The organism is Brooklawnia sp., from assembly GCF_032229645.1.
Lineage (GTDB): Bacteria > Actinomycetota > Actinomycetes > Propionibacteriales > Propionibacteriaceae > Brooklawnia.
Map to the genome: position 1 here is coordinate 21369 of NZ_JAVTWX010000129.1, position 6851 is coordinate 28219.

Genomic DNA, 6851 nt, shown 5'->3' on the forward strand with positions numbered 1-6851 from the left:
GCTGCGTGGGCCGGTCACCTTCGTCTGGTCGTCTCGGCCTCGGTCGGCTCTTCGTTGGTGGGCGCGGGAGCGGTGGTCTCGGGAGCCGTCGTCTCCGTCGTTGTCGTCTCGGGCGCGGACGTATGCTCTGTGGCCGTCGTCTCAGGCTCGTCCTCGGGCTCGGTGCTCTCGGGAGCCGTCGTCGGCGCCTGAGTGGTCGTCGGGACATTTCCAGGCAACGTGTTCCGGACGGTCGGCTGGATATTGGCTGGCGGGTCGAAGCTGGCATACGGCAGGCCCTCGGTCGCCTCGGCCATGTAGGAGGCCCAAACCTCGGTCGGATAGCCGGCCCCGTAGAAGGCGCTGCGCCACGACGGGTTGTAGACATCGAGGTTGCCGTTGCCGTCGTCGCCGGCCACCATAACGACGGCGGTCGCGATCTGCTTGGTGTATCCGGCCAGCCATGCAGCGCGGGTGATCTGCCCGGTTGCGCCGTCCTGGCCCGCGGCGATGCCCTCGGTGCCGGTCTTGCCAGCCACGTCGCGCCCTCCGACGGCGTTGCGCTGCGCTGCCTCTGCGGCACCTTCCAGTCCGTAGGTGACGTCGCGAGCGACGCCGTCCTCAATGGCCTGGGTGCCCTCCGTGTTGCCGCTGAAGATCACGCTGCCGGAGGCGTCGCGCACCTCGGCGACGATATGGGTGTCGTTGCGTACGCCGTTGTTGGCCAGGGTCGCGTAGCCGGTGGCGTTCTCAAGGGCACTGACCTCGCCCTCGCCCAGGACCATCCGGCCGCCTTGCGGAGCCCACGAGTCGTACTCGGTCAGGCCGGCATCGGTCGCGGCCCTGACGAGTTCTTCGGTACCGTCGGGAATCCTGCCGACCAAGTCGACGAACGCGGTGTTCACCGAATCACGGATCGCAGTCTGCAAGGTGATCGTGCCGTACTGCGCATTTGAGTCGTTATGCACCGCCACCGAGTCGCCCTCCGGGGTGTAGCTGGAGCCGCGCAGCGTGGAGCTCAGTCCGAAGCCGTTGCGCAGTCCCGCGACCGCGCCCCAGACCTTGAAGGTGGAGGCCGCGTAGCGCGGTGTGGTGGCCCAGTTGCGCGAGTCCGAGACGAAGTCGCTGCCGCCGTAGAGAGCGAGAATGCCGCCGGTGGCTACGTCGAGGGACGCCAGCCCGGTGTGCAGACCGTTGGGGTCGGGCGCAACCCAGTTGCCGCTTTCGTCCAGCGAGCCGCGAGCGTTCTCGACCGCGCTCTGCACCGTCGATTCGACGGCGTCGATGGCGGACTGTTGCATGCCGGAGTCCACGGTCGTGACGATCGTGAGCCCGCCACCGTTGATCTGCTCGGCGGTGAAGCCGTTGGCTTCGAGCTCGTTGGTGGCCATGTCGATCAGGAAGCCGTTGGGACCGCCGTAGACATCCGATACTGGGATGTCAGGGAACTCGGGCAGCTGGTTATAGAACTCGTCGTGCTCCGCCTGGGTGATGGTGCCCATCGGGTCGAGCATGCCGTCGAGCACGTAGTTATAGCGCTCCAGCAGCGCCTGGCTGGCGGCGTCGCCGCTGGCGGGGTCGAGCGCGGACGGTGTGTTGACCATCGCCGCGAGGGCCGCAGCCTGACCGATGGTGAGATCGGCGGCATTGACCTGGAAGAAGGCTTCGGCGGCAGCCTGGATGCCATAGGCGCCTCGTCCGAAGTAGATGGTGTTCAGATAGCCCTCGAGCACCTGCTCCTTCGATTCGGCCTTGTCCATCTTGATGGCCAACGCCAGTTCGGTGAACTTACGGCTGAACGTCTGTTCGCTGGTGAGATAGCGGATCTTGATGTACTGCTGGGTGATCGTCGAGCCACCGCCGGTGATCTCCCGGTTGGTCAAGATGCCGACCACGGCGCGCCCCATGCCCCTGAAGTCGACGCCCTGATTCGTCCAGAAGGTGCGATCCTCGGCCGCGACCACCGCGTCCTTGATCGACTGCGGCATCTCGCTGTAGGAGATGCTGGTGCGGTTCTGGACGGCCAACGAGCCCATCTCGGTGGTGCCGTCGCGGAAGTAGAGCCGGGAGGTCTGGGTGGCGAACTCCGCGTTCGGATCGGGCAGTTCGGTGCGTTCGTAAAAGATGAGCCCCGCGATGCTGATCACCAGGAGCAATGCCAGGACGACGATGCCACCGATCGTGAGAATCCGGCGGAGCGGCCCGCCCTTCTTCTTGCCGGCGCCTTTGCCGGATTTGGTCTGCTCGGATGCGCGCGCCGGTTTTGCCTTCTCAGCCATAGATGTCCTCTGCTGTCTGCTGTCTGCGTGGCGGACGGCGCCGGTGGCCATCGCCCAACACGAACGTCTCTATTAGATGGTTCCAGCCGCAATCCGGGCAAATCTCCACGACACGCACTTTGAACTCGCCGAACTGGTCTTCCATCTCGGCGAGCTCTTCGTCCGATTTGATGCGGCCCGAGAACTGGCCGAGCTGATCACCGAAAACGTAGTTCAGCAGCGTCAGCCTGGTGGAGACACAGACCGGGCAGTCACGCTCGGCCGAGTAGCCATGATGCAGCGCCGAACGAACGAGCAGCGGATCGGCGTCGCAAGGGTCGAGACCGGCGAGTAGAGCCTGCGGGTGACGCATCGCCTCAAGGGTTGCACGGCGCTGCAGCGCGTGACTGACCTGCTCACGCTGCGTGCGGAAACGGTGCGAAACCATGGGCATAAGCCTAAACCGGCCAGTCAACCAGGCCGCGTAAGCGGGGTTGGTACCGAGCGGGTGTGGCTAGTAGGATGAGCGAGCCCGTGGGAGATCTCGCGGGTGTTGGGGCATTAGCTCAGCTGGTAGAGCGACGGCTTTGCAAGCCGTAGGTCAGGGGTTCGAGCCCCCTATGCTCCACCCAAAGTGTCTTACGGGAACACGTGACATGCGTAGGTGTGTCGTGTTCGTGTTCCGCCTCACTGCCTCCGTCGCGCTCGCGTTCGTGTGCTTCGCGGATGATGGTGGCGAAGGGTTCTGCGAGGCGGGAGCGGAGTTGTTCGTCGTCGGTGATGTCGAGCCGGGTGTAGAACGCTTGGCAGGCGAGCCTGCGGTCGGCGTCGCCAGATCGAGCGTAAGCATGGTGCGCGTCGGTCAGCAGCCGCAGGCTGTCATGCAGGAAGGCCCGTCCGCCGGTGTGATGTTCGTCGTGTTCCGCAAGACGCCGGTTCACGTCCGCGAGGCCCGCGCGGATGCGGTCTTGATGCCGTTTCAAGGTGGGCAGGTCGATGGCGTCGGCGAAGTGCGCCGCGAGCAGCTTGTCGCTCTCTGATTCGAGCTTGGCGCGGTTGGCCATGAGGTCGGCGAACTTGACGACATGATCCCGTGCACCAGCATCCCCGACGGCGTCTGGTCGATGGACTCCGTCGCCGACACGAGCGTCACCCCAGCAGACAGAAGTGCTTGGTGGATTGCCACGTCGTCGGCACGGTTGCGGGCCAGCCGGTCGAGCTTGTGTACGATGCAGAACGTCACCCGGGATGCGGTGATGAACGCCAGCATCTCCTGCAACCCGTCGCGATCCGCCGACCTGGCCGACTCCCCAGCATCGACGAACTCCCGCACGACCCGCGCACCCAGCTCGGCAGCCTTCCGCGTGTTCGCCTCGCGCTGCGCCGGGATCGAGAAGCCCTCGTCCGTGCCGCCGCGCTCTACCTGCTCCCGCGTCGAGACACGCAGATACGACACCGCGAGCAGCATGGGTGTCGCAGAGGCGGCATCCGTCTCAACAGTGGCGTCAGTGGTGATCGCGGTGCTCATGGTGGGCCTCCTTGCGGGAGCGGTGCTTGGTCTCGATTCTCTCGCGCACCCCTGACAATCCGAAGGGCTGGAGGTGCCTCGGCGAGCTCGTTAGGCAGCTGGAGCCCGTAGGGGTCGGGCTCGCCAGCGGCGCAGGCGCGGTGCCGTGCGTCGGCGATGCCGAGTACCCACTCGATGAGCTTGCCCAGGTCAGGCTCATCTCGCCGCGTCACCCGCAGCCGCAGATTCCTCTCCTCACCAGCCATGAAGGACGATGAGGAACTCGGACTCAAGTACGACTTGCGGTTCCTCACCGAGAAGGAAGCCGCAGCCGAGGAGGGCGGCGAGGACAAGTGGTTCCGGGTCGGAGCTGTCCTTGGCCTTGCCAACGCTGGACCGGCGATCATGCAGGAGTTGACACGCCGGAACATCGCTGGGTCTGCCGATGCGTTCCAACGGCTGTACGACCTCTACGAAGCGATCCGCGTGCTGAAGCCGATGAACTACTTCCTTGTCACCGATCAGGACGCGGACAAGGTGCTGGAAATCTTCGTCCGCGTGAACAGCGGCGGCACGACACTCTCGTACTCCGACCTGCTGCTGTCGATGGCCACGAACCAGTGGCGAGACCTCGATGCTCGCGAAGAGGTCCGCTCCCTGGTTGCTGAGATCAACAGCAACGCGGGCCGCCAGTTCTCGTTCTCCAAAGACGTGGTGCTGAAGACCGCGCTGACGATCGCGGACGTGGATGTCCGGTTCAAGGTCACCAACTTCACCCAGTCGAACATGGCAAAGGTCGAGGAGGCCTGGCCTCAGATCAAGGGCGCACTCCTGCGGGCCGCGACCCTGCTGCAACAGTTCGGCTACAACGAACGAAACCTCACCGCGAACAGCGTCATCGTCCCACTTGCGTACTACCTCCACCTGCGAGGCGCGACGGACTCCTACCTCGACTCGACTGCGAACGCGGCCGACCGGCTCGCGCTCCAACGCTGGGTCACCCGATCGCTCATCAAGCGTGGCATCTGGGGTTCCGGTCTCGACACCCTGTTGACCCGCATCCGCGATGTCTTGCGAGAGAACGCAGGCTCGGACTTCCCGGTCGCTGCGGTCGAGGAAGCGATGGCGACGGCCGGCAAGAGCCTTGCCTTTGACAACGCCGAGATCGACGATCTGCTGAACCTCAAGTACGGAGGCCAGCGCACCTTCTCGGTATTGTCGGTCCTGTATCCGGGGCTCGACCTGGGCAAGAAGTTCCACGAGGACCACATCTTCCCGAGGTCACGTTTCACGAAGAAGAAGCTCACTGAGTCAGGGATTCCGGCCGAGAGGATCGGCGAGTACCTGGGCGCGGTGAACCTACTGCCGAACCTCCAGCTCCTCGCGGGCACAGCGAACATCGAGAAGCAGGACGCGCTCCCTGCCGACTGGATCGATGCCGCATTCCCGAGCGACGAGAAACGGGTGACCTACATCGCGGAGAACGACCTCGACAATCTCCCACTCGACCTTGCAGAGTTCTCAGTGTTCTTTGAATCCCGCAAGGCGCATCTCAGACGTCGACTGATCCACACACTTGGTGCGAAGCCTTCCGATGAGGCGCAGGGCGAACGTGATTGACGACATGGAACGATGCGCACGAAGTGCGCTTGGTGATTCTGGAGAGGCATGGGCGCTAACTGCCTCGGATTTGATCTCGGTAGAGAACGGCCACCATTTTCATCGTGGTTGGCACATTGGCTGGGTATGGAACACCGGTGCTGACGGCAGACGCTGCTTGGACATTCTGAGCGAGCACCGTATGACCAGCATGAGCGCCAGGCGATTCTTCTCAGATGGATCCTCAGAATATCTCCAGGTTCCACGAGAATTCCGCCGCGTTGGAGATACGCCTGAGGAAGATGGGCGCCTGAAGCGAGAGTATTTCGAGCACAATCAGCAGGCGTATGCGGCTCTGCGGAAGTCCGGTCTTCTACCGCCTCCCGGTGCGAATTTCGGAAGCCAGGACATCAACGAGTACCTACGTTCTGGCATGGAGTCAGGCGAAGGTCCGTAGAGCTTCTCTAGATTCCTGCCGGGTTGGCCTGCCGCTGGAGAGCTTCGGAACAGGGTGCTACTCTTGAGATGACGCCCCGGTGGAGCGCTGACTCTGGCAACAGAGTTACATCTCGCCGGGGCTTTGACATACCCGCCTCCCACCGAGAGTAGCCGGATGACCGCACCTGCGCCCGACCGTCCAGTGGCGGCAGCGTGGGTTGAGACATGGCTCTCAACCCCCAGGCTCGCCCGCTACCTACGGGAAGCAGGGAACGACCATCAGCGCGCACTGGCCCTGTACGAGTGGAACTTGCAGCTCGGTGCCGCACTCATGCGCGACATCGCGCACGTCGAGGTCGCTGTTCGCAACACCTACGACTCCGTCATGACTGCGCGGTGGCATGGCGTGCAGCACTGGCTCTTCGATCCCACCTCACCGGTACTTGCACCGCTCTGGCGCACTCGGCGTGGCCAACGCGCAGACCTGAACGCCCGAAACCGTGCAACCGTCGCTGATGCGATCCGCCGCTGTGGTGGCGCCTCAGCCAAGCCGGGGGAAGTGATCGCTGAACTCTCGTTCGGTTTCTGGCGGCATTGCACCGATGCTGCCCACGAGAAGACGCTGTGGGTGCCCTATCTGCATCTCGCCTGGCCCAAGAAGACCAGCCGAGTTGCGCTCGAACGCTCGCTGACAACGATCAACAACGCTCGCAACCGTGCCTCGCATCACGAGCCGCTGTTCGGCACTCAACCGGGACGCGACCTTGCTGCTGCACACCGTGAGGTGCTGTGCCTGTCGGCGATGCTCATCCCCGAGTTGGGCGACTACATCAAGGACACCACCACGGTACCCACGACTTTGACGCATCGCCCGTGACCGCTACTCGCTTCTGGCTGTCTGCGTCTTCACCCATACCGTGCCCCGGTGAATCCCGAATCGGCGCGCCAGGGCGTTCACGCTCACACCCTGCGCGCGGGCTGTCCGCATAGCGTCCACTTCCTCCTCAGTCAGTCGTGTTCGAGTGCGTCTCCTTGGCCCTGCCGACGCCGCGATGAGTGGGTCGTCGGAC

6 protein-coding genes and 1 tRNA gene are annotated in these 6851 nt (G+C 64.0%); 4 read left to right on the forward strand and 3 right to left on the reverse strand.

From position 1 onward, the window contains the following. Window positions 1-14: 14 nt before the first annotated feature. Complete coding sequence (locus AAFP05_RS10205; protein WP_341729759.1) at window positions 15-2258, reverse strand: transglycosylase domain-containing protein; 2244 nt, start codon at window positions 2256-2258, stop codon at window positions 15-17. Further along, window positions 2251-2685 carry a DUF5318 family protein gene (locus tag AAFP05_RS10210; RefSeq protein WP_341729760.1) on the reverse strand — a complete coding sequence of 145 codons (435 nt, stop codon included), beginning with the start codon at window positions 2683-2685 and terminating at the stop codon, window positions 2251-2253. The genes AAFP05_RS10205 and AAFP05_RS10210 overlap by 8 nt, the downstream gene beginning before the upstream one ends. A 107-nt stretch (window positions 2686-2792) precedes the next feature. Between AAFP05_RS10210 and AAFP05_RS10215 the strand changes: the two genes are divergently transcribed. Next, a tRNA-Ala gene (locus tag AAFP05_RS10215) sits at window positions 2793-2865 on the forward strand. Window positions 2866-2908: 43 nt separating this feature from the next. Further along, the gene (locus tag AAFP05_RS10220) at window positions 2909-3277 is read left to right on the forward strand and encodes a hypothetical protein (protein ID WP_341729761.1); all 369 of its coding nucleotides are present in this window, start codon (window positions 2909-2911) and stop codon (window positions 3275-3277) included. Here AAFP05_RS10220 and AAFP05_RS10225 read toward each other — a convergent pair. Further along, window positions 3217-3765, reverse strand: coding sequence for a recombinase family protein (locus AAFP05_RS10225; RefSeq protein ID WP_341729762.1), 549 nt, complete (start codon window positions 3763-3765; stop codon window positions 3217-3219). The genes AAFP05_RS10220 and AAFP05_RS10225 overlap by 61 nt on opposite strands. Before the next feature lie 243 nt (window positions 3766-4008). On the opposite strand from AAFP05_RS10225, the gene AAFP05_RS10230 reads away from it, so the two are divergent. Both AAFP05_RS10230 and AAFP05_RS10235 read left to right on the forward strand, forming a co-directional pair. Continuing rightward, window positions 4009-5364, forward strand: a complete 1356-nt coding sequence (locus AAFP05_RS10230; protein WP_341729763.1) for a DUF262 domain-containing protein — start codon at window positions 4009-4011, stop codon at window positions 5362-5364. A gap of 592 nt (window positions 5365-5956) precedes the next feature. Beyond that, complete coding sequence (locus AAFP05_RS10235) at window positions 5957-6658, forward strand: hypothetical protein (RefSeq protein ID WP_341729764.1); 702 nt, start codon at window positions 5957-5959, stop codon at window positions 6656-6658. Window positions 6659-6851 lie beyond the last annotated feature (193 nt).